Source organism: Acinetobacter sp. FL, assembly GCF_040744925.1.
Classification (GTDB): Bacteria; Pseudomonadota; Gammaproteobacteria; order Pseudomonadales; family Moraxellaceae; genus Acinetobacter; species Acinetobacter radioresistens.
In genome coordinates, this window is sequence record NZ_CP160437.1 from 2,986,680 (window position 1) to 3,010,460 (window position 23,781).

The 23,781-nt window shown below is 43.5% G+C and carries 20 protein-coding genes and 1 riboswitch; of the genes, 4 read left to right on the forward strand and 16 right to left on the reverse strand.

From position 1 onward, the window contains the following. The first annotated feature begins 136 nt into the window (after positions 1 to 136). Together ABZP31_RS14010 and ABZP31_RS14015 are read left to right on the forward strand one after the other, a co-directional pair. Positions 137 to 574 (forward strand): GNAT family N-acetyltransferase, encoded by a 438-nt coding sequence (locus ABZP31_RS14010; RefSeq protein ID WP_248133759.1) that lies wholly within the window; start codon positions 137 to 139, stop codon positions 572 to 574. A 365-nt stretch (positions 575 to 939) separates the two neighbouring features. Further along, positions 940 to 1,425 (forward strand): VTT domain-containing protein, encoded by a 486-nt coding sequence (locus tag ABZP31_RS14015; RefSeq protein ID WP_227499305.1) that lies wholly within the window; start codon positions 940 to 942, stop codon positions 1,423 to 1,425. A 71-nt stretch (positions 1,426 to 1,496) separates the two neighbouring features. Here the strand turns inward: ABZP31_RS14015 and prfB are convergent. After that, positions 1,497 to 2,592, reverse strand: a protein-coding gene (gene prfB, locus ABZP31_RS14020; protein WP_100067877.1) for a peptide chain release factor 2 whose coding sequence is annotated in 2 segments (ribosomal slippage) — positions 1,497 to 2,519 and positions 2,521 to 2,592 — 1,095 coding nt in all. Because the reading frame shifts where the segments join, the coding sequence is not laid out codon by codon here. Positions 2,593 to 3,153: 561 nt separating this feature from the next. Between prfB and ABZP31_RS14025 the strand changes: the two genes are divergently transcribed. Further along, positions 3,154 to 3,939, forward strand: coding sequence for a putative porin (locus ABZP31_RS14025; protein WP_005017857.1), 786 nt, complete (start codon positions 3,154 to 3,156; stop codon positions 3,937 to 3,939). 142 nt (positions 3,940 to 4,081) lie between these two features. Here the strand turns inward: ABZP31_RS14025 and recJ are convergent, their stop codons facing one another. From recJ to ABZP31_RS14075, 10 genes are all read right to left on the reverse strand, one after another. Beyond that, complete coding sequence (recJ, locus tag ABZP31_RS14030; RefSeq protein WP_248133760.1) at positions 4,082 to 5,794, reverse strand: single-stranded-DNA-specific exonuclease RecJ; 1,713 nt, start codon at positions 5,792 to 5,794, stop codon at positions 4,082 to 4,084. Then, positions 5,795 to 6,448, reverse strand: a complete 654-nt coding sequence (pdxH, locus tag ABZP31_RS14035; protein ID WP_005017855.1) for a pyridoxamine 5'-phosphate oxidase — start codon at positions 6,446 to 6,448, stop codon at positions 5,795 to 5,797. A gap of 3 nt (positions 6,449 to 6,451) precedes the next feature. After that, positions 6,452 to 7,798 carry a phosphoglucosamine mutase gene (gene glmM, locus ABZP31_RS14040; protein WP_005024058.1) on the reverse strand — a complete coding sequence of 449 codons (1,347 nt, stop codon included), beginning with the start codon at positions 7,796 to 7,798 and terminating at the stop codon, positions 6,452 to 6,454. Positions 7,799 to 7,938: 140 nt separating this feature from the next. Further along, complete coding sequence (gene guaB / locus ABZP31_RS14045; protein ID WP_005017853.1) at positions 7,939 to 9,405, reverse strand: IMP dehydrogenase; 1,467 nt, start codon at positions 9,403 to 9,405, stop codon at positions 7,939 to 7,941. A gap of 173 nt (positions 9,406 to 9,578) precedes the next feature. After that, on the reverse strand, positions 9,579 to 9,941 hold the full coding sequence (locus ABZP31_RS14050; protein ID WP_111282584.1) for a YkgJ family cysteine cluster protein: 363 nt from the start codon (positions 9,939 to 9,941) through the stop codon (positions 9,579 to 9,581). Between the two features lie 92 nt (positions 9,942 to 10,033). Continuing rightward, the gene (locus ABZP31_RS14055) at positions 10,034 to 10,831 is read right to left on the reverse strand and encodes an MBL fold metallo-hydrolase (protein ID WP_005017851.1); all 798 of its coding nucleotides are present in this window, start codon (positions 10,829 to 10,831) and stop codon (positions 10,034 to 10,036) included. Between the two features lie 179 nt (positions 10,832 to 11,010). Beyond that, a complete protein-coding gene (locus ABZP31_RS14060; RefSeq protein WP_248133791.1) occupies positions 11,011 to 11,586 on the reverse strand; it encodes a TMEM165/GDT1 family protein in 576 nt (191 codons plus the stop codon). A 90-nt stretch (positions 11,587 to 11,676) separates the two neighbouring features. After that, positions 11,677 to 11,834: riboswitch (yybP-ykoY riboswitch) on the reverse strand. Between the two features lie 129 nt (positions 11,835 to 11,963). After that, positions 11,964 to 14,003, reverse strand: coding sequence for a 2-oxo acid dehydrogenase subunit E2 (locus tag ABZP31_RS14065; RefSeq protein ID WP_248133761.1), 2,040 nt, complete (start codon positions 14,001 to 14,003; stop codon positions 11,964 to 11,966). A gap of 5 nt (positions 14,004 to 14,008) precedes the next feature. Then, positions 14,009 to 16,726, reverse strand: a complete 2,718-nt coding sequence (aceE, locus tag ABZP31_RS14070) for a pyruvate dehydrogenase (acetyl-transferring), homodimeric type (RefSeq protein ID WP_248133762.1) — start codon at positions 16,724 to 16,726, stop codon at positions 14,009 to 14,011. A gap of 207 nt (positions 16,727 to 16,933) precedes the next feature. Then, positions 16,934 to 17,620, reverse strand: a complete 687-nt coding sequence (locus ABZP31_RS14075; RefSeq protein ID WP_248133763.1) for a M23 family metallopeptidase — start codon at positions 17,618 to 17,620, stop codon at positions 16,934 to 16,936. Positions 17,621 to 17,726: 106 nt separating this feature from the next. Here ABZP31_RS14075 and ABZP31_RS14080 point away from each other — a divergent pair, with 106 nt between their 5' ends. Further along, a complete protein-coding gene (locus ABZP31_RS14080; protein WP_248133764.1) occupies positions 17,727 to 18,167 on the forward strand; it encodes a DciA family protein in 441 nt (146 codons plus the stop codon). Positions 18,168 to 18,265: 98 nt separating this feature from the next. On the opposite strand, the gene lpxC is transcribed toward ABZP31_RS14080, so the two are convergent. From lpxC to ABZP31_RS14105, 5 genes are all read right to left on the reverse strand, one after another. Next, entirely contained in the window at positions 18,266 to 19,168 is a 903-nt protein-coding gene (gene lpxC / locus ABZP31_RS14085) for a UDP-3-O-acyl-N-acetylglucosamine deacetylase (protein WP_005405195.1), read from the reverse strand. A 130-nt stretch (positions 19,169 to 19,298) separates the two neighbouring features. Continuing rightward, complete coding sequence (gene ftsZ, locus ABZP31_RS14090) at positions 19,299 to 20,483, reverse strand: cell division protein FtsZ (protein WP_034429207.1); 1,185 nt, start codon at positions 20,481 to 20,483, stop codon at positions 19,299 to 19,301. A 165-nt stretch (positions 20,484 to 20,648) separates the two neighbouring features. Beyond that, positions 20,649 to 21,911, reverse strand: coding sequence for a cell division protein FtsA (gene ftsA, locus ABZP31_RS14095; RefSeq protein ID WP_005017834.1), 1,263 nt, complete (start codon positions 21,909 to 21,911; stop codon positions 20,649 to 20,651). Positions 21,912 to 21,978: 67 nt separating this feature from the next. After that, a complete protein-coding gene (locus tag ABZP31_RS14100; RefSeq protein WP_005024040.1) occupies positions 21,979 to 22,836 on the reverse strand; it encodes a cell division protein FtsQ/DivIB in 858 nt (285 codons plus the stop codon). Positions 22,837 to 22,839: 3 nt separating this feature from the next. Next, a complete protein-coding gene (locus ABZP31_RS14105; protein WP_248133765.1) occupies positions 22,840 to 23,775 on the reverse strand; it encodes a D-alanine--D-alanine ligase in 936 nt (311 codons plus the stop codon). Between the last annotated feature and the right edge of the window lie 6 nt (positions 23,776 to 23,781).

A 23,781-nucleotide genomic window follows, 5' to 3' on the forward strand; every position in this document is an offset into this window, starting at 1 on the left:
TTCACTGTACTCATTGATGAGTCAATATTAAAACTCTCTATATTCAAAAAGTTTTATAAAAATAGTGTAGCAGTACCGGTTTGCTGCATTAAAATCAGGCTAATTCATTTATATCGATATGCTACAGGAGCAAGTTTTGTCTTTAATCCAGATTAGACATGGCAGCTGGAACGAACTCCAGTCAGCAGCAAAGTTTATTCGTACTGAAGTATTTATTCAGGAGCAAAAGATTGCAGCAGAAGATGAATGGGATCAGGACGATAAATGTGCTGTTCATTTTATTCTGTATGATCAGACACGTGCCATTGCAACTGCACGGTTACTACCAAATCACTGGATTGGCCGAGTAGCCGTTCTTAAAACTGATCGTGGACGTGGTTTAGGTAAAGCTCTAATGCAGGCTATCATTAAATATGCACAGGAGCAGCAGCTTGATCAGGTGTGTCTATCTTCTCAAGTCCATGCAATATCATTTTATCAGAAACTCGGTTTTGCATGTTTTGGGGAAGTATATGAAGATTGTGGTATACCCCATATTAATATGCATTTAACCCTTTCCTCAACTATGTCTTAAATTCTATTCAGAGCACTTATAAAGCTACTGATCAGACCAGAAAAGCAGTTTTATCGGTAAACACCTGAGGTTTACTTTAAGCTAAACCGGGTTATACTGCTGTCAGTTTTGAGAATGAATAAAAGTCATAAATTTTATATCATATTGAATATATTAATTTTTTATTTATATATTGAAATATGGATTTTTGACTGTGACCAGATCAGGCCAAAGCTGAATGAGTATAACGTTGTATACAGCCTGCTGTATGGAAGTGCCTGTAACTTCTCGTTTTCTATATAAACACGACAAATGGGTAGACGGAATTGATTGATTTTTTGCTTGGTTTCGAACAGCATTTGCCCGGCTTTATTGAAGCCTATGGTATGTGGGTATATGCGCTCCTGTTTATGATTATTTTTGCTGAAACTGCATTTATTGCCATGTTTTTCCTGCCAGGAGACAGCTTGCTCCTGAGTGTAGGAGCATTATGTGCTTCAGTAGATTTTATGCACCTTGACTTTATGATCATGCTGCTTTTTGCAGCGGCCACTCTAGGTTATATTGTTAACTATCATACCGGTAAATTCTTTGGGCCACAGATTACCAGTGTAAAATCACGTTTTATCAAACCGGAACATTTAGCCCGTACAAATCGCTATTTTGTGCGTCATGGTGGTAAAACTATTCTGATGGCTCGTTTTATTCCTTTTGTACGTTCAGTGGCTCCATTTGCTGCAGGTGCCAATCAGATGAATTATCCGATGTTTCTGCTTTATAACCTGCTAGGCGGCCTGTTCTGGATTGGGCTATTGCTGGGCTTGGGATATTTTGCTGGCAGTACGATTTTTTTAATTAATGAAATTACCTAATTAATTATTTTATTAATAAAATTATAAAAACAGGAGGCCTGCTCCTGTTTTTATATGAGCTATAATTAAAATTAAAGCCCTTGTTTCAGACTTGCTTCAATAAACTTGTCCAGATCGCCATCAAGTACTGCTCCGGTATTTGAATTTTCAACGCCAGTACGCAAATCTTTAATCCGTGAGTCATCAAGTACGTAAGAGCGAATCTGGCTACCCCAGCCAATATCCGACTTGGAATCTTCCAAAGCTTGTGCAGCTTCATTACGCTTACTCATTTCAAGTTCATAAAGCTTGGCACGTAGCTGTTTCCAGGCATGATCACGGTTGGCATGCTGTGATCGTTGATTCTGGCATGCGACCACGATACCTGTTGGCATATGGGTCAAACGTACTGCAGAGTCAGTTTTGTTAATATGCTGTCCACCCGCGCCTGATGCACGGTAAGTATCTGTACGTACATCAGATGGATTGATATCGATTTCGATATTATCATCTACTTCAGGTGAAACAAATACAGCAGAAAATGACGTATGACGACGGTTACCCGAGTCGAATGGCGACTTACGTACTAAACGGTGTACACCGGATTCTGTCCGTAGCCAGCCATATGCATACTCGCCTTCTACCCGGATAGTGGCTGATTTGATTCCCGCGACATCACCATCAGACTCTTCCATCAACTCAGCTTTAAAGCCATGACGTTCAATCCAGCGCATATACATCCGCAGTAACATAGAGGCCCAATCTTGTGCCTCTGTACCGCCCGAACCAGCCTGAATTTCGACATAGCAGGGATTTGGATCCATGGGGTTACTGAACATGCGGCGGAACTCAAGTTTTGCCAATGCTTCTTCCGCAGAGCTCAGTTCAGCCTGTACATCCGCAAGCAGGCTTTCATCATCCGCTTCGACTGCAAGGTCTAGCATTGCCTGTGCATCTTCCAGCTGGGTACTTAAACCTTCCAGCACATTAATAACATTTTCAAGCTCACCTTTTTCCTTAGCCATCGCCTGAGCACGACTCTGGTCATTCCAGATACTCGGATCTTCTAACTCACGTAAAACTTCTTCTAACCGTTCTTTTTTAAGATCGTAGTCAAAGATACCCCCGTAGAGTCTGACTACGTTCACTTAAATCTTTTAACTGGTTTAGATACGGATTAATTTCCACGTGATTTACTCTCAAAAAAACCTTTTAATCTTTAAATTGTAGCATAGAGCATCTGTCTCGTTGAGATCATTTCAAATAACAGTAGCGTGATAAAAAATTTGAAAATTGATATTGGGCAGGGATCATTCATGAGTTTATTAAAATTAAAAATTTATATTGAAAATGAAATAAATGGGAGTGAATTACAAGTTGTCCGAATGTATGCAACAGATCAACATCATATTTCAAAGCTAACACAATATGTAAATTCAGCTTGAAAATAAAAAGATAAAAATGAGTAAATTTTGTTCACATTTAAATAAGTTGTAATCAAAATTGAATAATCTATAATCTAACCCCTATACTATTCACAAAATCTCCATGCTTTTAATAAAACTAAACATTTAAGTTTTAATATTATATATCAAATACTTATATCAAAAAAATTACATATTATTACGCGAACAACATTCTCGTTACTTTCCTGTGATTGACCCGAATTTAAAAACACATAAACTGAAGTTGTAACAAAACATTATGTATGCAACTTAGCTAACAAGATTTTAAGAGGGGTGAATAACCATGAAAAAACTAGCAATTGCGTCAGCGCTTTTATCAGCTCTAGCAGTAACGGGCACAGCCAATGCTTATCAAGCCGAAGTAGGTGCATCTGCAAGTTATGTAGACCCCGACAATGGCGATTCAGGTAGTGCTTTTGGTGTAAACGGTACTTATTATTTTAATCCGGTTCAAACACGTAATGCGCCGCTTGCAGAAGCTGCTTTCCTTGACCGTGCCAGCAATGTAAGTGCATTCGCAACTTTCGCTGACCGTGGTGATGTTGATGATAACCGTTATGGTGTCGGTGCAGAATACTTTGTACCTAACTCAGATTTTTACTTAAGTGGTAATGTTAGTCGTCAAGATATAGAACGTGATACACCAATTGGTACTGTTGATTATGATACAACTTACTATGGTGCAGAAGTTGGTTACTTACCAGCTCCAGGTCTCTTAATTGCAGCCGGTCTAAAAGGTTATGACAATGACAATGACGACGGTGTAGACCCAACACTTCGTGCTAAATATGTTACGACTCTTAGCAATGGTAAAGATATCAACCTTGAAGCGGGTGCAGCGTTCGGTGATCTTGATGAATATAATCTGGCGGCAGATTACTTCATTGACAAAACTTTCAGTATCGGTGCCGACTATTACAACAATGATTTAACAGACTCTAATGAATTTGGCGTAAATGCCCGTAAGTTCATTAACCAGCAAGTAAGTCTGGAAGGTCGTGTAGGCTTCGGTGAAGCAGGTAATAACGACTACAACAGCTTTGGTGTAGCTGCAAAATACCGCTTCTAATCTGAAGTAATATTTAGACTAATAAAAAACCCATCTCCGGATGGGTTTTTTATTATATTTTACAAGTCATAAAGCAATATATCTATTACGGTCAGTACCCATCAATTCGATCTACTATACTTAAACTGGTTCAAACGGCCTATTATAAAATTTTCTGCTTAAGATAGACTATACGTAATTGCAGGCCTGTATTACCATTGAACTCGTTACGTTCCAGTTCATAGACCAGATCGACTTGATCATTTTCCGGATCATACTCAAATCTGTCTTTTGCATTAAAGGCAATTGCATCTACTACCTGACCGTTATTTAATGCCAGACGTAATTTGAGATGAGTCTCTTTAAGCCATCTGAAGTCTACAACCTTAAAAGTTCCTTCAAACACAGGTGACGGAAATTTTTGTCCCCATGGTCCTAACTTTTCAATCAGATCCACTGTGTCAAGAACCAATGCTTCTGCAGGCAGCTCCCCATCTGTCCAAAGTGTAGCAGAGAGCAGCGTTTCATCCATTTCTGCAATTAGCTGAGTAAAGACCTGTTTAAATTCTAAAAAATGCTCTTTACGGATCGTGAGTCCGGCAGCGGCAGCGTGACCGCCAAAATAACGTACCAGATGGGGATACTGTTCAGCGATCTGCTCAATACAATCACGAATATGAATTCCCTCAACCGAACGGGCCGATCCCTTGATATGAATACCGTCTTCATCTGCTGCGAATACAATGCTTGGCCGGTGAAACTGCTCTTTTAAGCGTCCAGCGACAATTCCAATCACGCCCTGATGCCAGTGTTCTTCAAACATAATCAGCGCGGGAGGTATATTTTCTTTTGATAACTGTAATTGCTCCAGATAGCGCAAGGCTTCCTGCTTCATCTGTGCTTCAATCTGACGGCGTTCAATATTTAGCTGATTAAGTTGCCGGGCCAGAGGATAAGCATTTTCCAGATCAGGGGCTAACAGGCACTCAATTCCGATTTCCATAGTTTCCATACGGCCTGCTGCATTAATACGCGGCCCAAGTACGAAACCTAAATCTTGTGCTTTAAGAGCTGCCGGTTCGCGTCCGGCAATATCAAGTAATGCCAGAATTCCTGGACGGCACTGCTGTTGGTGTATGCGTTTCAAACCAGCATCGATCAGAATACGGTTATTGTAATCAAGGCTCGCAACGTCGGCGTAGGTACCTAAGGCAACCAGGTCCAGATATTGGGTTATATTGCTGACAGATTTGTCTGCCCTTTTGCGAAAACTGCACAGATTGGCAAGTACATAAAAGGCAACGCCTACTCCAGCCAAGGCTTTACTCGGAAAATTACAGCCCCGTTGGTTCGGATTAACTACTGCCTCAGCGGCTGGCGTTTCTTTGGTAGTCAGATGGTGATCTGTAATAATAACCTGCATACCATGGTCTTGCGCCTGTTTTACCCCTTCATGACTAGAAATACCATTATCTACAGTAATCAAAAGGTCGGGAGTAAAACGGGTAAAAGCCAGATTCGCAATTGCAGGCGTAAGTCCATAACCATATTTAAACCGGTCAGGAACCAGATAGGCTACATCTGCGCCCATATCTCTTAAAGCAAGAATCATCAGAGCAGTGCTGGTTGCACCATCTGCATCGTAATCACCGACAATAACAATTTTTTTCTGCTGGTCAATGGCCTGATTTATAATCTCAACTGCCTGTTCCAGTCCTTTAAGGCAAGGAGAAAGCAGATATTTTAATCTGAGTTCAAGTTCTTGTTCAGAAGCGACTCCACGTCTGGCCAGAATATGGGCAAGAAAGGGTGACACGTGTTGAAAACTTTCTACACGTGTCAGTAAAGGGCGTTGCTTAACTTGAATATTCGGCATCTATGGCATTAATCGTTGTAATTTCCAATGACCATCGATTCTTTCATAACTGAGGCGGTCGTGTAAACGGTTAGGCCGTCCCTGCCAGAATTCATAATATTCAGGGTGTAGACGATAGCCTCCCCAGAATACAGGTTTTTCAAGAGGCTGGTTCTCTACTTGCTGTTGTAGAGTCTGAAAGCGCTGCTGTAATTCTTCACGGCTAGAAATTACGCCACTCTGTGGCTGACTGATATGGGCAGCAACCTGACTGTCATGTGGCCGCTTATGATAATACTCCGTTGACTCCTGTTCTGAAATTTTCTCAACCCGCCCATGGACACGGATCTGCCGTTCCAATACAGGCCAGTAAAATAGCAGCTCGGCATAAGGATTAACTGCCAGATCCAAGCCTTTTTGACTGTCATAATTGGTATAGAAGTCATAACCTGTTTCAGTGGCGCCGCGCAGCAACACGGTACGCACATGTGGTCGCCCCTGAGCATTTGCGGTAGCTAAGGACATGGCATAAGGTTCATGCAATCCTGCTTGAAGAGCATAATTAAACCAGCTCAAGAACTGCTCATGTGGCTGGGTATCTACTTCTGCTTCATGCAGCTCACCTTTCTGATAAGTCAGGCGTAACTCACTTAAATCTTTAATCACATCACTCATGCTTTAGCCCTCCACAAGTACATCTGCCTGATTTTTTACGGCATTGGCCAGATGTTGAGCCAGTGCTTTTACTTCCTGCTCATTTTCACCCTCTACCATGACACGGATGACTGGTTCAGTACCTGATTTTCTTATTAAAAGCCGTCCTCTCCCTTCAAGCTGTGCTTCAGCTTTTTCAAATTCAGCAACCAATGCAGGAATCGAATAAGGATCAATCATTTTTTCTAAACGAATATTAATGAGCTCTTGTGGAAAAAGCTCAAAGTCTGCAACCAGTTCATCCAGAGCCTTACCCTGCTCAACCATGACAGTTAATACCTGAAGTGCAGCAATAATAGCGTCTCCTGTTGTACTCTTGTCCAAGGTAAGAATATGTCCAGAAGGTTCACCGCCAGTCATCCAGCCATTCTCTTCCAGTGCCTGCAATACATAGCGATCACCGACTTTGGCCCGAACAAAATCGACACCGGCTTTTTTTAATGCCAGTTCCAGTGACAGGTTACTCATCAGGGTACCGGCAATACCTGCAGGTTTCTGGCTGGTTTGTGTCGCAAGAATATACAGAATATGGTCACCATCAATCAGGTTACCGGCTTTATCTACCATAACGACCCGATCAGCATCGCCATCAAATGCAATACCAAGGTCGGCATGTGACTGTATTACTGCTTTTTGCAGGTTTTCCGGATGAGTTGAACCACATTGCTCGTTAATGTTTAGGCCGTCTGGTTCATTATATAGAGCAATAACTTTTGCCCCTAATTCGCGAAAAACAGCAGGACCTACGTTATAGGCTGCTCCATTGGCACAATCTACTACAATTTTCAGGCCACGGAGATCATGATGGTAAGGAAAGGTGGATTTACAGAATTCAATATAACGGCCAGCTGCATCTTTTACCCGGACACTCTTACCCAGATTAGCTGTATCCTCAATACGAATTTCTTTTTCCAGTTCCGCATTAATTGCTTCTTGAAGCTCGTCTGGCAATTTTTTACCCTGACTGGAAAAGAATTTAATACCATTATCAAAATAAGGATTATGCGAAGCAGAAATGACAATCCCGGCATGGGCATGTAAAGCTCGTGTCAAATGGGCAATTGCGGGAGTCGGTAAAGGCCCAAGTAAATGTACATAAACGCCAGCAGCGTTAAGACCAGCCTGTAAGGCTGACTCTAAAATATACCCGGACAAACGGGTATCTTTACCTAGTACGACTAATGTTTTATCAGAAGGATTGATTCTTTTGAGTACCTTACCTGCAGCGAAACCAAGTTTTAAGGCAAATTCAGGGGTGATTGGGAGTTCACCAAATTTACCACGGATACCATCGGTTCCAAAATAGCTCATATTTTACTCACTTCTTATAGTTTATGGTTATTTAACCAAGCTGTTGCAAATTGGATTTACTTTACACCAAAACAAAAAAGCCGTCATAAAACTGACGGCTTTTTCTATAAGGATCAGGTCAAAAATAGCCCAATCATGATTTAACCTACACGGTAGTTAGGTGCTTCTTTAGTAATCGTGACATCATGTACATGAGACTCAGACATACCTGCTGCCGTAATTTTTACAAATTTAGCATTTTGGCGAAGATCATCAATTGTCGCAGATCCGGTATAACCCATGGATGAACGTAAACCGCCCATCATCTGGTGCACAATATTACCCATCGGGCCTTTATATGGTACACGGCCTTCAATACCTTCTGGAACCAATTTCTCGGCACCCGCTTTAGAGTCCTGGAAGTAACGGTCTGCAGACCCAGTCGCTCCAGCCATTGCTCCTAATGAACCCATGCCACGATAGGCCTTATAATAACGTCCCTGAAAGAATTCAACCTCACCTGGTGCTTCTTCAGTTCCTGCTAGCAATGAACCGACCATAATCGTACTGGCACCTGCACCAATTGCTTTGGCCATGTCACCCGAGAAACGGATACCGCCATCTGCAATCAGTGGTATCTGTTCTTTAAGTGCACTGGCCACACTGTCAATTGCAGAGATCTGCGGCATACCAATACCGGCAACAATACGGGTGGTACAAATTGAACCTGGTCCAATACCTACCTTAACTGCATCTGCACCGGCATCAAGTAACGCCAGCGCAGCATCACCTGTGGCAATATTTCCACCAATGACTTGAACCTGCGGATAGTTATTCTTGACCCAGCGGACACGTTCAATTACACCGGCTGAGTGACCATGAGCAGTATCGACCACAATGACATCTACACCTGCCTCAACCAAGGCTTCAACACGGCTTGGTGTTTCGGCACCAGTTCCTACTGCTGCACCAACACGCAATCGGCCAAGGTCATCTTTACAGCTATTTGGATAAAGTTCAGCTTTACGGAAATCCGTTACCGTAATCAGCCCCTTAAGCGCATGCTGCTCGTCCACGACCAGTACTTTTTCAATACGGTGCTGTTGCAGTAAGGCCTGAATATTTTCTTTAGACTCGCCTTCCCGCACAGTCACCAAGCGCTCTTGTGGCGTCATAATATTGCTGACAGGCTGTTCAAGATTAGTTTCAAAACGGGTATCACGGCCAGTAACAATGCCGACCACCTGGCCATCTTTAACCACAGGTACACCACTGATATTATTGGCTTGCGTAATCGCAATCAGTTCACGTACAGTGGTTTCAGGGGTAACTGTAATCGGGTCTTTAACCATACCGGCTTCAAATTTTTTGACACGGCGGACTTCTGCAGCCTGAAGTGCAATATCCATATTCTTATGCAGAATACCGATACCGCCGTTCTGAGCCATGGCAATTGCCATACGTGACTCGGTTACAGTATCCATAGCTGCTGAAACAAGAGGAATATTAAGTTGAATACCGCGGGTCAAACGTGTCTTTAAGGAGACATCTTTTGGGAGAACAGTAGAGTAGGCAGGGAGTAACAAGACATCATCGAAGGTTAACGCTTCTTGAACGATGGTCAGCATAACAGTCTCACTGGTAATTTCCGTGAGCTATTATAAACAAATTTCTCCTCAAATTTCATTTTTCTCCCAGAGAATTTTTATTTCAGCGATTTCAGACCAGAGAAATCAGTATCTTCGCAGAAGCATTTTTGCCCATAGTTTTATCTACCTACTCGTTTTATTTTTATTTATGCTTAGCTAACCTGATCGTAGCTTTCATCATTGATTACCTGAGGTTCAATATTAATCAGCGGAATCATCCCATGCGCGCTTCGCGCTTTATTACACTGACTGTCACCAGCCTGAACTTCCTGGCAGCTTGAACTTCGCATACTGTAAATACTACAGCTAACCTGTTCTCCTGGCGTTCCTTCTAGTGCCTGACAACGTGGCTGGGTCTGGTTAGTCCCTTTCATGCATGAGTAAACTGGTGTAATTGGCTCTACCAGATGTTCAGGAATCTGTTCGCCTTCTGCCCAATAAAATGATACCCGGTAATAGGCACAGCAGGCACCACAGCTTAAACAGGCATTTTCATAAGTTACTTGAGACAACATTTTCTTATATTCTCGTTAGTCTAGATATTGGCTATTTCCAATAGCAGAATCTTAGAAAATGTTGTTTTTCTACTCAAGTATTTTTTAATATTTTAAACCGGGCAGTGAAAAATACGCTCATCCATCAGATCAACGCCACACTGGAGTGTCTCAATCCAGTCCAGAAACTGTTTCACTTTTTCCTTGCCAATAAATGCACTGCCATGCTGTGGCACAATCATTTCAATATCCATTTTACGAACCATATTCACCCATAAACGGATAACCTTATTTGCACACATATAGCGCTGGTGAAAAGCTTTCATTTTAGGAATATGAGCTTCAAAGTCTTCAAGTGGCTGACTGGCATTCTCTACCATAGAAGCACCCATATCACCTGAAAATAAAATTTTAGAAACCGGATCGTAGAACTGAAAATTACCCACTGAATGTAAAAAGTGAGCCGGAATAGCCAGTATCGCAGCATGTCCCAGCGCAATACTCTGCCCCTGATCTGGGAGCTCAACCAGACGGTCCAGCCAGTTACCTTTCATGCGGTCACTCATGAAGGCTGAGTTCAGATGGGGTAAGAAGCGTGCCCAGAGTTTTGATGCAACCACCTTGGCATCGGTATAAACCAGCCAGCGTGGCATGGAAGTAATAATATCCGGATCTTGGTGTGAAGCCATTACATAATCAAGATTGGCCAGCCGGGTGTAACGGTTTAATTCCATGGTCAGGGGAATATATGTTAAGTCGCCACCAGGGTCGAGAACCGCCGCCCGCTCATGATCAATAATCAGAAACTGATTGGCCTGTACACCTTCACCTTTAACCAGACTGGTAAAACTGATGCATTTATGTGTGCCGTTATCAAACAGCACCTGTGATGTGGTGCGATCTAAACTCATCCCCTACCCCAAATTGACTTAACAAGTTAAATTTTTAATTCCTTATTAAAATAATGGGATTCATTAAAACTTACAATAAAATAAAAAATTTAGTTTGTACTGCTCAGGCAGTTTTTTAAGTAGGCTCAAAATATAAAATACAGCCCGACCGGTATCTGCCGGGCTGTCATAAAGTTGGCTTAGAAAAAGTAATGCTGCACAATAGTAAAGATACCAATCGCCAAGAAGATAAAGGCACTAATCTTGTGAATTAGAGCTATGGGCAGCTTGTGTGCCAGCTTATCGCCAATAAACACTGCAGGTACATTAGCCAGAAGCATACCTAGCGTGGTGCCGGCTGTTACCCAGAAAATACTGTCAAAACGAGCTGCCAAGGCAACTGTAGCGATCTGGGTTTTATCACCAATTTCTGCCAAGAAGAATAATACAAATGTGGCACCAAATACTCCGTAGCGCTGCCATTTATTAATATTTTCAGTTTCATCATCCAGCTCGTCAGGAATCAGCATCCAGATTGCCATGCCAATAAAACCTGCTGCCAGAATCCACATCATTACAGTCGGGTCAACCATACGGGTAATAAATTGCCCTAATACTGCGGAAAGCCCGTGATTAATCAGCGTAGCAGCGAGAATGGCCAAAATAACAGGTAAAGGCTTACGGAAACGCGCAGCCAACAAAAGGGCCAAAAGCTGAGTTTTATCGCCCATTTCAGCCAAAGCAACAATCGCTGTTGATACAGAAAAAGCCGCCATACTACTTGGCATATTAGAGATTAAGGAGGTGAAAAAATCTGGCATGATTATTCTCTGGCTAGCGTAGTCCCATGACTTATCTCTCCCGCCAGCCATAATCAAGCAGAAAGATAAATCAAAGGTCTTGCCAACAAAAGAATTAAAGCTCGGGTTCTTTGGCTATGATGACCATGTTCTGTTGAACAATTATGTTGACCATCACCTATTTACTGGAACGTAAATAGCGGCTACTCCCCAATGAAGTAGGCCTAGTGTAAAACGAGCCAGCCAAATTTTCAAACCCCTTTTATTTTAAACCCGGATTTATACATTAATATTTTTTAATCGGGCTGATAAAAAGCCCCGCAATTGCAGGGCTTTTTATCTAGATAAGGAGATTACAGCAATAAACTGCGTATATCCTTTAACAGTTTGGTCAGCTTATTGGTAAAACGTGCTGCATCAGCACCATTAATGACCCGATGATCATAAGACAATGATAATGGCAACATCAGGCGCGGATCAAAAGACTCACCATTCCACACTGGTTGCATGGTTGCCGGAGAAATTCCCAGAATTGCCACTTGTGGCCAGTTAACCAGCGGCGTAAATGCCGTACCACCGATTGAACCCAGACTGGTAATGGTAAAGTTGGCACCTTGCAGGTCTTTTGGAGACAGCTTTTTATCACGCGCCTTCTGGCTCAGCTCCCCCAGTTCTTGTGCAATCTGACGGATAGATTTCCGGTCAGGATTACGTAGTACCGGTACAGTCAACCCATCTGGCGTAGCTACCGCAATACCCATATGAATTTCATGACGCAGCATTACTGCTTTCTGATCATCAGCCAGATGACCTGCAAAATAAGGCTCTTCTTTTAACAGGTGAGCAACCGCCTTGGCGATAAAGGCCAAGATAGTCAGACTGATGCCTTCTTTTTTAAAGTTAGCTTTCAATTCACCACGCCATGCCTCAAGTTCGGTAATATCAGCCAGATCAAACTGGGTTACCTGAGGAATATAATTGTTGAGTGAAAGCTGTGGAACAGACACCTGCTGCAAACGTGTCATGGTTTTCAGTTCACCGCCACCAAAAGCAGTAAAATCTGGCAAAGCTGGCAAACCTGAAACCACAGGTGCTGGAGTTGAGCTTGCAGGTTTTTGCACTTCAGTCAGACGAGTTTTGACATATGCAAAAACGTCTTCCTTCATTACACGTTCATGCGGACCCGATGCCTTAACCTGTGCTAATACTACGCCCAGTTCACGAGCCAGCTTCCGTACTGCAGGCCCAGCATAAACCTTGGCATTTTCAAGTTGCTGTTCTTTACTTAACTTATCAGTGCCCTGCTTTGGAGCTGATAAAGTACCAGTATCATTTTGCGGCTTAGCTACAGTCTGTTGCGTTGCAGCATCCGGCTCTTTAACCGCTGCAGCCTGTTTAGTTTTAACCGGTTCAGATGATCTCTCTGTCTCTACTACAGCCAGTAATAGTCCCTGTTTAACGACCTGGTTTAACTCTACATGTAACGCCTTAATGATGCCGGCAGCAGAACTTGGAATCTCAACTGAAGCTTTGTCTGACTCAACCACACACAAGCTTTGCTGAGCCTCTACACGGTCACCGACTTTAACTAAAATTTCAGTGACTGTGGCTTTATCTACCCCAAGGTCCGGTACAGTGACTTCAATTTCTGTACTTTCAGCACTACTACTATTTTCAACTGATGTAGCAGCCTGCTGTTGAGATGCAGATTTTTCTGTAGCAGACTGGACGGAAGGCTTCTCTGATACAGGTTCGGCCGAACCTTCAGCGGTCCGTACAGTAATCAGCACCACACCTTCTTTAATGCTATCACCTTCTTTGACGGTAATACTTTGTACTTTGCCTGCTACAGTACTTGGTACTTCTACGGTGGCTTTGTCTGACTCAACTACTGCAATGCTCTGGTCAACCTGAATATCATCACCTACCTGAACCAGCAGCTCACCCACCAGTGCTTTCTCTACCCCAATATCAGGCAACTTAACTTCAACCGTAGCAGCTGAAGATGATTCAGATTCAGACGGTTGAGCAGCTTGGGTCGAAGAGTTTGGCTGATGGGATGAAATTTCCTGCTGAATTTCCCGGTCAGGTAATTCAGTTGGAGTATTTTCTGAAGTTTTCTGTGCTGCATCGGCTTCTTGAGCTTCAGTAACGCCACCAGATGTACCTTCTGCTTCAAGTTCAATCAATGCTGTGCCTTCAGTCACGTCATCGCCCTGATTGACCAGGATACTTTTAACTACTCCGGCTGAAGTGGCAGGCACTTCAACCGTTGCTTTATCGGATTCCAACACGACAATGCTGTCATCTACTTCAATATGGTCGCCTACTCTGACCAGAATTTCTGCAACATTCGCTTGATCTACGCCGATATCAGGTGTCTTGATTTGCATAGGGCTTAGTTCTCCTCACCTGATACTGGTTCTTGATATTCTGCAACTGTCTGGACTTCCGGATGAGCTTGAGGTGCCCAGGCTACCGGACGGTCTGTTTCCAGCTCAAAACTGGAAATAGCATCTTTAACCAGACGGTTTTCAACTTCACCTTCATCTGCCAGTTTTTTCAGAGTAGCAACCACGATATGAGCTGCATCTACACCAAAATAACTGCGAAGATTGGCGCGGGTATCAGAACGGCCATAGCCATCTGTACCTAATGTAACGTAAGGCCGGTTATCTGGCAGATAAGCGCGGATCTGTTCACTATAAGTACGCATGTGATCCGTTGCTGCAACCACGATACCATCTGTACCACGCAGCTGCTGAGAAACCCAAGATTCTCGGGTTTGTTCATTTACTGGATGCAGGCGGTTATATTCTTCACATGCCATTCCATCACGTGCCAGTTCATTGAAGCTGGTGACGCTCCAGACATTGGCATGAACCTGATATTCCTCACGCAGAATTTTAGCAGCCTTGATCACTTCACGCAGAATGACGCCTGAACCCAGCAACTGGACAGTGGCTTTATCTTCTTCTTCAAGCAGGTACATCCCGCGTTTGATGCCCTCTTCTACACCCTGTGGCATTGGTGGATGTTCATAGTTTTCATTCATGAGTGTCAGGTAATAGAACACACGTTCCTGATTTACATACATGCGTTGCAAACCATCATGTACCACAACAGCCAGCTCATAACCAAAGCAAGGGTCATATGAAACACAGTTTGGAATGGTACTGGCCAGAATATGTGAATGACCATCCTGATGCTGCAAACCTTCACCATTCAGGGTAGTGCGACCTGCAGTTGCACCCAGCAAGAAACCTTGAGCCTGCGCATCTCCTGCAGCCCAGGCAATATCACCGATACGCTGGAAACCGAACATGGAGTAATACATGTACATCGGAATCATCGGCAAATTATTGGTTGAATAGCTACTTCCCAGTGCAGCCCAAGCACTCATGGCTCCAGCTTCGTTGATACCTTCCTGAAGCATATGCCCATCTTTGGCTTCACGGTAATTCATGAGCTGTTCATTATCTTCTGGCGTATACTGCTGACCATGTGCAGCATAGATACCTAACTGCCGGAACATGCCTTCTAGGCCAAAAGTACGTGCCTCATCCGGTACGATCGGAACAACATGATCTTTAATTGCTTTTTCTTTAAGCAATGCTGAGATCAGGCGTACCATTACCATGGTAGTAGATTGCTGTTTACCATTACTGCCACGTAGAACGCCATCAAAAACTGACAGTTCTGGAATATCCAGAGCATAGCTTTCTTTGCGTCGTGCCGGTAGATAACCCCCTAGAGCTTCGCGCCGTGCCTTAAGATATTTTAGCTCGGGAGAATTTTCACTCGGACGATAGAATGGCAGTTCTTCAAGCTGTTCATCATTAAATGGCAGATTGAAGCGGTTACGAACATATTTCAGTGACTCAAGCTGCATTTTCTTGATCTGATGCGTCTTGTTTACCGCTTCAATCTCTTCAGACAGTCCATAACCTTTTACTGTTTTAGCTAAAATAACTGTCGGCTGACCTTTGGCTTTGGTTGCCTCAGCATAGGCAGCAAAGACCTTGTACGGGTCATGACCGCCACGATTCAGATTATCAATATCTTCATCGCTTAAATTCTTTACCAGCTCTTCAGCTTCCGGATATTTACCGAAGAAGTGAGCACGCGTATAGGCTCCACCTTTAACCTGATAGCGCTGATAGTCACCATCTACTGCTTCTTCCATTGCAGCTTTTAATGCACCAGAGGTATCTTTGGCCAGTAACGGGTCCCAGTGGCGACCCCACACTACCTTAATTACTCGCCAGCCTGCCCCACGGAACAGTGATTCTAATTCTTGGATAATTTTACCATTACCACGCACCGGGCCATCCAGACGCTGCAGGTTACAGTTCACCACCCAAATCAGGTTATCGAGCTTTTCGCGACCTGCCAATGAGATCGCACCCAGACTCTCTGGCTCGTCCATCTCGCCATCACCCAGGTATGCCCAGATTTTCCGGTCTTCTTCTTTAATCAGGCCACGGTTCATCAGATATTTCTGAATATGGGCCTGATAAATTGACATGATTGGTCCCAAGCCCATAGATACTGTCGGGAATTGCCAGTAATCTGGCATCAGATAAGGATGTGGATAGCTTGGTAAACCATTTCCGCCTACTTCACGGCGAAAATTGCCGAGCTGCTCTTCAGTAAGTCGGCCTTCCAGAAATGAACGTGCGTAAATGCCCGGTGCACAATGACCTTGATAATAGATCATATCACCGCCGAAATTATCACTAGCAGCACGGAAAAAATGGTTAAAACCTACATCATACAGGGTGGCACTAGATGCAAAACTTGCCAAGTGGCCACCAAGATCATCACCAGTCTTGTTAGCACGTAACACCATTGCCAAGGCATTCCAGCGAATCAGGGCGCGAATTCTTCGCTCCATATCCTGATCGCCTGGCATAGCAGGCTGTTCATCTACTGAAATTGTATTGAGATATGGCGTATTGAGACGCTGAATAGGAACATGTTTAGCTATCGCGCGCTGATACAATTTTTCAAGCAGAAATGCTGCCCGTTCTGTACCCATATGCTGTAGTACTGAATCAAAAGCATCTTGCCATTCTTGTGTTTCCTGTGCGTCGGTATCACCGTAAAACGCCATAACTCACCTTTCTCTTAATCTTCCTGTCTTATCCCCTATATGTATCATGTTTTCGTGTAGAGCAGGTATCGCCGCAGGTGAATGCCATCATGGAGAATTATTCATAAGATAAATACCAAGTGACGTTTTATTACTCAGAATAACAAAAAATCGCCAATATAGGCGATTTTTTATACAATTCATATTAAAAGTGGTGATACTATAATTTTACGGCAGCATAGCAAGGTAAGTTGAAGGATTCTTACGCTGGCCATCTTTGACTACTTCATAATGAAGGTGCGGGCCGGTACAGCGGCCGGTACAGCCAACATTTGCAATATGTTCACCTGCTTCAACACGGTCACCTACACGGGCGACCAAACGTGAAGTATGGGCATAGCGAGTTAAATAACCATTACCATGATTAATTTCTACATACTGGCCATAGCCTGTACCCCAGCCTGATTTGGTCACAATACCTGGACCAGTTGCATAGATTGGAGTACCACTAGGTGCAGATAGATCCAGACCTGAATGATTTTCAGCCCGGCCACCCATAACACGGCCACCGTAGTTAGAACTGACGCGTTTCATATCAGGTAGGGGATGGCTGACTAGCCATGAATAAGGATTACTGGAGTTGTAAGATGGGGTCGCTTTAGTTCCGTACTTTTTTGCTAAAGATTCATTATTCAACTCAACAGTTTTCTCACGAAGAGTAATGCTGACATTCGTGTTTGCTGGAATATTAATATCATCCGGCTGAGAATATGAACCTTGAGCTAAAGTGCGGGTAAGTTCTTCAAGACGATCTGGTGATGATGTGGTACCGTTTAATTCAACCAGATCTGCAAATGCAACTGATGCAGCTGATGCGGCGAGTGAAAACGCTAGTAAAATACGACGCGTGTGCATAAAAACCTCATTTAACTGTTCTTACTCAAGGTTCCTTGTGATCTCTTCCTTGATATCAGCTGAAACAAGCGCATAAGATTAAGACATTACTATGTGGAAAATATGTATGTCAGAACCTTTCAACGTCTTTCAACAGACAAGAAAACACCTAAAAACAGGAAACTTAACGTTTCTTAAAGCGCAAGTTGCTAAATGGCAGAAACTTACGAAACTAATTCAACCGCTATTACCCCAACCGGAACAATGGCAAGTCGTGTGTTATGAATACGGCATTTTGACGGTAACTGGTGAAAATCAAGCCTTGATTAGTCAGCTCGGCTACCTGCAAAAGCAATATATTTCTAAGTTAGCTCAACATGCTGAACTGAAAGATCTGAAACAGATCCGGCCTTATCTCAGGTCTAGACAACCTGATATTCCTGTCAGAACTGCATCTTCTCAATCACTTGCACCAGAAACACAGGAAATGTTACGAAATGCTGCTGGCTTTGTGAGCGACCCCAAGCTTAGCCAAGCCTTGCTACGTTTGGCAAGCAATAAAAAGTAACATGGCAGCAATATACAATTACTTTAGAGAAGATATTTAGAGAATTATTTCACATTTTTAGATGTTATATTATAACATAACCATATAAAGACAATGACTTATGAAAGACTTACATAAGAAATTGGACAGTCCTCAATGTCATTAAATGTTACAATTTCATAATTACTGGGATCACTCTGCACATTGCGTAGCAGCTGATTATTTAAAGCATGGCCAGACTTATAGCCATCGAATTTAGCAATAATCTGGTGCCCGAGCAGATATAGGTCACCTACTGCATCCAAGATTTTATGGCGTACAAACTCATCTGAGAAACGTAGCCCCTCTTCGTTCACTACGCCGGTATCATCTACACCAATTGCATTTTCAAGACTGGCTCCTAGCGCCAGATTATTTGCTTTTAGATAATCCAGATCTTTCATAAACCCAAAAGTTCGGGCTTCACTAACTTCATATACGAAAGTTTCAGTAGAGAAGTCAATCGTGGCAGATTGGTATTCTTTAGCAAATGCAGGATGATCAAAATCAATTGTAAAATTTAACTGAAAGCCATGATGGGGAGTAAAAATAGCCTGTTTGTCATCAATCAGGGCTTCAACCGGCTTTAAAATTTTAATAAACTTCTTGGGTGCATTTTGTTCAACCAGCTCACCTTGCATGAGTAAATAAATAAATGGACCTGCACTACCATCCATAATTGGCACTTCAGAGGCTGAAACCTCCACAATCAGGTTATCAATTCCCAAGCCGGCAATTGCACTCATGACATGCTCAATGGTTCCAACCTTGGCATTTTCCTGCACCAGGTTAGAACACATAAATGCTTCCTGGATGAGTAAGGCATCAGCAGGAATATCAACAGGAGGGTTTAGATCAATACGACGAAATATGATGCCGCCATCAATTGTATGCGGAACAAAGTTAATCATGACTTTCTGACCGCTATGCAGTCCAATGCCACTGGCTTTGACCATACGTTTGAGGGTACGCTGTTTCAACATTCGCTTTTTGTCTTCCACCTAAAAAACCGCTATACGTTAGCATATTTAGCCATTGATAAAAAACAAAAAGGTAGTGTTTGACCACTACCTTTTGTAAAGACATCAGCTTTTGTTCAAACTAGCTGCATTTTTACTTGCGTTGCTGGTTTTTCAGGTAATCCTGAATACTCATTGGTGAGGAACGCGGCGTAGAGCTTGGTGTAGAGGCTGCTGGAGCTTCTACAGCCTGACGCTTGCTGATAGCAGGCACATCATCTTCTTCAACAGAAACATGGGGGGTAGCCTGAGTGCGTGCTTGAGCTGACTGGGCCTGGCGTTTTGGCTCAACGGCATCAGCAGCATTACGGGTCAAACCGGTGGCAATGACTGTAACACGAATTTCATCACGCGCATCTGGATCAAATACCGTACCAAAGAATACCTCACCATCATCCAGATCCACGATCTGGTTAACGACATCTGTAATAATCTCGGTTTCACGTAAAGTTACGTCAGCACCACCTGTAATATTAATTAGAACACCTTTGGCATTCATGATATTAACATTATCAAGTAACGGACTACGAATAGCCAGACGGGCTGCGTTCTCGGCACGATCCTGTCCACTGCTACGTCCTTCACCCATCATGGCATAGCCACGGGTACTCATTGCAGTTTTCAAGTCAGCAAAGTCAAGGTTAATATGCCCTGGACGTACAACCAGATCAAAGATTGAACGTACTGCATTAAGCAGTACATCGTCTGCTTTTTTGTATGCATCCTGCATGGAAATATCACCAAACACACTGAGCAGGCGCTGGTTTGGAATGATAATCAGGGAATCGACATGAGCTTCAAGCGCATCAATACCCTTTTCTGCAGAACGCTGACGACGACGGCCTTCAAAGTTAAAAGGCGTGGTCACTACACCGACGGTTAAAATCCCCATCTCTTTAGCAATTTCAGCAACCACAGGTGCGGCCCCTGTACCTGTTCCCCCGCCCATTCCAGCAGTCACAAAAACCATATCAGCACCTTCAAGATGCTGACGGATTACTTCGCGACTTTCTTCAGCGGCAATCTGTCCTACTTCCGGATTAGCACCTGCGCCAAGACCACGTGTACTTTGTTCGCCAAGCTGGATTTTAAATGGAGCGTTCATCCGGTCGAGAGCTTGTTTGTCGGTATTAGCACAGACAAACTTTACACCTTTGATATCGGACTGCACCATATGCTGTACAGCATTACCGCCACCACCGCCTACACCAAATACAGTGAAACGGGCCTGACCGTTGCTATCGCTTGGTTCATCTTCTATTAGTTCAAATGAGGACAACATGACCTTTAGATTTCCTAATTAAATTGTGGCAGTCACTTTAGCCCGTATACTGCCTTGATCTGTAAAAAATATTTTTTAGAATGCTGTGCAATGCTCACCTTGTCAAGTACACGGCTTTTCACTTACAACTTCCTAACAATATTCCCAAAAAACCCATACATCCTAGAAGATCGATTTTAGTTTGCTATTCAGGTTAGTCCATCCATTGGCAACCCGACTCCAGAATGGGCGTTTCTCTGTTTCTTCCGGCTCATCAACGGTCGCCTGCATTTCACTTTGGCTAAAAAGTAGTAAGCCTGAAGCAGTGGCATACATGGAGCGACGCAAAGAAGCCTGATGCTGTTCTTCTGCATACACCTGTAAAGGTGGATTACCTAAATGGGCGGATACACCTAGCATACGGCGCGCCAGATTTACCATGCCTTCGATCTGGCATGCGTCCCCTGTAAGCACGACACCATGATACAAGCCATGAATTGCACCACTTCGTTCTAGTTCTTCTCGAATTTTAGAAAAAATTTCTTCATAGCGTGCAATAATAATTTCTGCAAGTTCAATGCGACTAATCGTTTGCGGACCATCAATCCCTTGTACCTGAATCATATGATCAGGCTTTACTGCATGTAAATCAACACAACCATGTAATATTTTAATACGCTCGGCTTCTTCAGTCGTTGTTTGTAGCACAGCAGCAATATCCCGGGTAACATGCTCCCCTCCTCGCTGCAAGGTATGAACCAGTGCTAAATGACCGTCAAGATAGACTGCCAGATTGGTGGTACCTGCGCCTATATCGACCAGACAGACGCCATATTCTTTTTCATCTTTCAACAGGCTGCCTTCCGATGTTGCCAAAGAAGATACCACCATCTTCTCGACCCCAATATTTGCACCTTTCATGGCCCGGTCAAGATTTTGCATAGTGCTGATTGGCATCATCATTAGCTGATAATGTCCGGTCATACTCTGTGCTGACATGTTAATCGGATTTTGTACCCATTCTGGCGTGTCATCCAGTTCAAAACCTAATGGTACAGCACTGGCCAGATAGTAGTCTGCTGTTACATGGCTTGCCTTGGCTAGTTCCAGCGCACGCACCACTTCATTGGTGCTGATAATACGTTCCGGATTGGTAACAGGGGTACGGCCAGCAGCATAGAAACTTTTTAATTCTGTACTCGGTATAGACACCCAAGCCGAGTGGATACGGCATTCCGCCATATTTTCTGCTTCTGCGACAGCATTTTTTATTGCGGCAATGACTTTATCGAGACTGACAATTTTTCCTTTATTCATACCCCGGTTGCGAGCACTCGCCATACCAATGACCTGAATATTATCCGGAGCATGGACCTTACCAATTAAAACTGAAACTTTGTGCGTCCCAATATCAATCGCAACAACCGAGGGAACAGCTTCACTCATTACTCACTACCATTTTATGTTCGTTGTTTATATTTGGCCCAATGCCTCAATCTTATAAAGCCACGTATTATGGCTTTGCCCTTATTCCGCCTGCAATGCTTGTGTCATCAATCGTTACAACAAACTGACTATTTATGATTTTAGGTGGTGCTGCACTTTTCCACTGAATAGCCAGGCCATTACGATAACGCAGGTCAATTGCCGAGATTTTGTTCCACACTGGTTTTAAGTCAGTTTGTGCCAGATGACTCAAACGTTGCAGTTTACTCATAGTCTGATCTTGGTCCACGATAATACGAAGTCCAGAATCAAATTGCATAAACCAAGTCATACGTTCTGTTAAATAAAGTTCTTTTAAACGCAAATTGACTGGTCGAAATAATTGATTGATCTCATTGTAACGGCGCATCATCACCTTGGACTGACTGGCCGGACCATGAAGTAAGGGCAATTGCTGATGACTGCTATACACCGCCTCAGTAAAAATATCCCCACTGTCACTAAGCAGTCGTCCTGTTCCCCAACGGGCAATTGCGTGACGTGGCATAACACGTACCCGGATGGCATTTGGCCATGCACGTGATACGACGACTCTATCTACCCAAGATATTTCCAAGGCTTCGTCCCGGATCTGTTCCAGATCAGAGGTAAAATAGTTAGCCTGAATTACCGGGTCCAGATGTTTGACCAGCTGCTGCTGTTCAGCATCGGAGCGTGCTCCAACTACCTGAAGTTCAGCTACAGTAGCATCTGTCATAACCCGGTATAAACCATAAACTCCTATAACCAGCACCAAGCAGGCAATTACCAGCATCAGCCACCCACCCAGATTAGTAAGCTTTTCCTTCCGGGTTGGTGGTTTTTCATGAATAGAAGTAATTGCTGCCCGCGGTTTACGGCGCATAGAAGTCGGAAGCTGAGCCATGGCTTACTGGTCTACTCCATGATATTGCAGTGTTTGCTCCAAAATCGTGACACAAAGCTGGTCAAAATCATAACCCACAGCCTTGGCTGCTTTAGGAACCAGTGAATGGCTGGTCATGCCTGGTACAGTATTGACTTCAAGCAGCCAGAAATTACCCTGTTCATCCTGCATGGCATCAATACGGCCCCAGCCTTTACAGCCCACTGCCTGAAATGCACGCAAGGCCAGCTCCTGAAGCATCTTCTCTTCAGCTTCACTTAAGCCGCAAGGAATACCATATTGCACATCATTACGATTATATTTAGCTTCATAATCATAAAACGCGACATCTTTTGGCGGCTCCAGACGGATAACTGGCAGGGCCTGGCCATTTAGCAATACGATCGTGAACTCACGGCCATTGATCCATTTTTCTGCCATGACTACAGCATCATGTTCAGTGGCCTTGGCCAAAGCTTCAGCAAAGTCTTCAGGTTTTTCTACCTTACTCATGCCAATACTTGAACCTTCATGTACCGGTTTAATGATGAATGGCAAACCAAGACTGGTAATTACCTCATCAGCATCGGCATCTTTGTTCACAATACGGTGTGGGGCTGTCGGCAGTTCACTGCCCTGCCAGACCTGCTTGGTTTTGATCTTGTCCATACCAATCGCAGAACCTTGTACCCCTGTGCCGGTATATGGAATATCTAACCACTCCAGTACACCCTGAATCTGTCCATCTTCACCGCCACGACCATGCAATACAATAAAAGCGCGGTCATAATTCACCAGTTCAGTGACACAACGTTCTTGTGGATCAAAGGCCTCAGCTTCCACCCCTGAACGTATCAATGCTTCAAGCACAGCACGACCACTATCTAACGAAACTTCTCGCTCTGCTGATTTCCCGCCAAGCAATACTGCAACTTTGCCGAATTTTAAAGCATTTGACACGTTGAT

Coding starts and splice junctions, on each gene's coding strand:
- ABZP31_RS14060 (WP_248133791.1), bottom strand. CDS start 11,586: ATGGCGGCTTTTTCTGTATCAACAGCGATTGTTGCTTTGGCTGAAATG.
- ABZP31_RS14080 (WP_248133764.1), top strand. CDS start 17,727: ATGTCAGAACCTTTCAACGTCTTTCAACAGACAAGAAAACACCTAAAA.
- ABZP31_RS14050 (WP_111282584.1), bottom strand. CDS start 9,941: ATGTTGTCTCAAGTAACTTATGAAAATGCCTGTTTAAGCTGTGGTGCC.
- ABZP31_RS14100 (WP_005024040.1), bottom strand. CDS start 22,836: ATGGCTCAGCTTCCGACTTCTATGCGCCGTAAACCGCGGGCAGCAATT.
- ABZP31_RS14075 (WP_248133763.1), bottom strand. CDS start 17,620: ATGCACACGCGTCGTATTTTACTAGCGTTTTCACTCGCCGCATCAGCT.
- aceE (WP_248133762.1), bottom strand. CDS start 16,726: ATGGCGTTTTACGGTGATACCGACGCACAGGAAACACAAGAATGGCAA.
- ABZP31_RS14015 (WP_227499305.1), top strand. CDS start 940: ATGTGGGTATATGCGCTCCTGTTTATGATTATTTTTGCTGAAACTGCA.
- ABZP31_RS14065 (WP_248133761.1), bottom strand. CDS start 14,003: ATGCAAATCAAGACACCTGATATCGGCGTAGATCAAGCGAATGTTGCA.
- ABZP31_RS14055 (WP_005017851.1), bottom strand. CDS start 10,831: ATGAGTTTAGATCGCACCACATCACAGGTGCTGTTTGATAACGGCACA.
- ftsA (WP_005017834.1), bottom strand. CDS start 21,911: ATGAGTGAAGCTGTTCCCTCGGTTGTTGCGATTGATATTGGGACGCAC.
- recJ (WP_248133760.1), bottom strand. CDS start 5,794: ATGCCGAATATTCAAGTTAAGCAACGCCCTTTACTGACACGTGTAGAA.
- pdxH (WP_005017855.1), bottom strand. CDS start 6,448: ATGAGTGATGTGATTAAAGATTTAAGTGAGTTACGCCTGACTTATCAG.
- ABZP31_RS14025 (WP_005017857.1), top strand. CDS start 3,154: ATGAAAAAACTAGCAATTGCGTCAGCGCTTTTATCAGCTCTAGCAGTA.
- lpxC (WP_005405195.1), bottom strand. CDS start 19,168: ATGTTGAAACAGCGTACCCTCAAACGTATGGTCAAAGCCAGTGGCATT.
- glmM (WP_005024058.1), bottom strand. CDS start 7,798: ATGAGCTATTTTGGAACCGATGGTATCCGTGGTAAATTTGGTGAACTC.
- guaB (WP_005017853.1), bottom strand. CDS start 9,405: ATGCTGACCATCGTTCAAGAAGCGTTAACCTTCGATGATGTCTTGTTA.